The sequence below is a fragment of the Chryseobacterium sp. Leaf394 genome (genome assembly GCF_001424105.1).
In the GTDB taxonomy this organism is placed as follows: domain Bacteria; phylum Bacteroidota; class Bacteroidia; order Flavobacteriales; family Weeksellaceae; genus Chryseobacterium.
Genome location: NZ_LMQH01000011.1, coordinates 1 through 2,529, shown reverse-complemented (window position 1 = coordinate 2,529; position 2,529 = coordinate 1). Strand labels below are relative to the sequence as shown.

Sequence of the window (2,529 nt, the reverse complement as noted above, 5' to 3'; positions counted from 1 at the left end):
AAAAAAAGCTTCGAGGTATGACTGTGGAAATCTTTATCATTCGCTGTTGCAAAATTATCAATTAGCACCAGACGCTAAAAGCAATACTCCAAAAACGAAGATCATAAAAATTAAACCTACAAAAGATATTGCTAAACCTGCAATTGCAAGTCCTCTTGGTGATTTAAAAATTCCTATAAATGAAAATAGAGCTCCCAAAGCCCAAACAAGCCATCCGATAAAAGGAACCCATCCCACAAATATTGCAATTATCGCTAATACAAAACCTGCAATTCCTATCCCATTAGTTTGTCTTTCATCCTGTCTGAGGTAAATGGTTTGCGTTTCTCTGCATTCGTTTGAAGGTTTCTCAAAATAATTTTCTGACATAATCATTAGTTTTATTAGAACGAAATTTACAAAAAAATCTATAATAATAAATTCTTAGTTAGCTATTTAAAAATTAAATGATTGAACGATGATTAGAATAAAAGATTTAATCAATTCTTCTCTCAAAATAAAGTTCCGGTAAAATGATTTTTATTTTCTGTTCTGCAATTTCCTTTCGGCAGTACACAATAAAGTTTATTTTGGCACTCTTCAGATGGTAATTTTTCATTCTCATATTTTCAATCTGTGTTGCAAACATTTTTGAGAATTTCAACGTTTCGGGGCTTTGCCATGGTGGGCAATCGAAGCTCAAAACTTCAATTTTGCACAAAAGTTGAACTGAAGAATAACTGTTGAACCTTGCAGTTTCGCCCCACTATTGCAAAGCCCTTGTTGTGCGATTGTGCTTGGCTTTTAATATTTGTAATCAATAAATCCAATAATATTTAGTCTTGCCAAAAACGTTACTCTTTAACTTTTCATATTCATTTTTGTCTGTTAAGTATAATTTGGTTGCGAAGCTTATTTTTCCATCGCTTTCTTCATCAATGTCAACTATCAAATTAACAACAAAATCTTTAGTAACCCATTCGTAATATTCTCCGTGTTCAAATGTTTCTACGATTATTTTAGGATTTCCATAGGTGTTTTGTAATTCATTTTTTAAATTATTGAAATTTTTTTTATTGTCTTTATATGCCCAAGAAGTTGCTCGTAAAGATTGAAAATATTTTTTTTCATTAGTTATCATATCCAATTTTTGAAATCTTATACTTCCAAATGTTGCCAAGGTATCTTTTGTGTCCATTCCCTTCATAAGGTATAATAGTAAATATTTGTCTTTGTCAATAAATAAAGTGTCTACATTTTCAACAAATTTATAGTCTTTCAAAAGCTCTTTAGAGAATGCTTCTTTCGTTTTTCCCTGAGAATAGAATTCTAATGATTTTTTATGAGTTTCAATTTGGTTTTTATAGAAATCATTAACATTAAATTTTACAGAAAACGTTTTTAAATCTATTTTACTGTTTCCTAATTCAGGATTTTGTCCACAAAATTGCATTGTGAAATTAAATACAAAAAAAAGTGTCAATATTATTTTTCCCATTTGGTCTATGTTCTTTCAATTTGTGCAGTAAGTATAGCATATCGCACAACGTTTCGGGGCTTGGCGATGGCGGGCAACCAAGCACAAATCTTAAATTTTGCACAAAAAGTTGAACCGAAGATCCGCCGCGGTGGATGAACTTTGCAGATCTTGTCCCGAAACTTCGGGATTCGCCCCACTATTGCAAAACCCCTGTTAGCGGTAGTGCTTTTTTATTCATAAAATCTTGCTAAGTCAAAACCCCTTTCTTCTGATAGTTCATAATAGCTTTTGTCTGGGTCGATTGCTATTTCTTTGTAAATTTCGGTTCTGATTTTAGGATGATGCAAAAGGTCTAAGTCTGTTAAACTCTCGTGGTAGTATTCGCCATCAATTAGGTTTTCTTTTCCTTGCAATGCTAAGCATATATCTACAAGTACAACTGGATAATCATAACTAGGTAAAATGCCTGGGTAAGTTATTGGGTTTTTAAAATTGAGCTCTCCCCGCATCAATCTATTTTCGTTGAATGCAGTTCCAACAACTTCGGGAAATTCAACTTTTTCGAAGTCAACTTTTTTAAAACCTGCCAAATTCCATATTGTTTTATCCTTATTAGTTACAAAATATCTGGGTATCAATACTTCAAGATTTTCAGGTAGTTCTGTACTATCATAAATACCTTTATACATTTCCACTAAATAGCAACCTCTATAACAATCAAAATAGTTGTCAAAATTATCTTTTTTAGATTTATAGACTTGCTCCTCAATATCAAATAAAATCCTCCCGAAAACAAACAATTCGTGATTTTCTACTTTGAAATAAAATATGTCTCAAACATTTAATTTCTTGCTCATCTTTTTCTGTTATAATTTAAGTTTTTGCTGTCGGTCACGCATTACCGCTAACGTTTTGGGGCTTTGCGATGGTGGGCAAAACGAAGCGGAAACTTTCAACTAAAATATAAATTTCTACCGAAGCACAAAACGTAAACTTTGTACTTTCAGCCGCTATTGCCAAACCTTTGTTAGCTGACGTTTTTTATTTCCTCTATTCTGTCAAACACATTA

Annotated in this window: 4 protein-coding genes; all 4 read right to left on the bottom strand. The window is 32.1% G+C overall.

Going from position 1 to position 2,529, the window contains the following annotated elements; genetic code table 11:
• Window positions 1–57: 57 nt before the first annotated feature.
• The 4 genes from ASG21_RS04625 to ASG21_RS04615 all read right to left on the bottom strand — a co-directional run bounded on the left by ASG21_RS04625 (window position 58) and on the right by ASG21_RS04615 (window position 2,259).
• A complete protein-coding gene (locus ASG21_RS04625; protein ID WP_056076571.1) occupies window positions 58–369 on the bottom strand; it encodes a hypothetical protein in 312 nt (103 codons plus the stop codon).
• Between the two features lie 106 nt (window positions 370–475).
• Window positions 476–682: a hypothetical protein gene (locus ASG21_RS19995; protein WP_128414213.1), complete on the bottom strand. Its 207-nt coding sequence runs from the start codon at window positions 680–682 to the stop codon at window positions 476–478.
• 114 nt (window positions 683–796) lie between these two features.
• The gene (locus ASG21_RS04620; protein ID WP_128414212.1) at window positions 797–1,477 is read right to left on the bottom strand and encodes a hypothetical protein; all 681 of its coding nucleotides are present in this window, start codon (window positions 1,475–1,477) and stop codon (window positions 797–799) included.
• Window positions 1,478–1,689: 212 nt separating this feature from the next.
• Window positions 1,690–2,259 carry a hypothetical protein gene (locus ASG21_RS04615; protein ID WP_056076566.1) on the bottom strand — a complete coding sequence of 190 codons (570 nt, stop codon included), beginning with the start codon at window positions 2,257–2,259 and terminating at the stop codon, window positions 1,690–1,692.
• Window positions 2,260–2,529 lie beyond the last annotated feature (270 nt).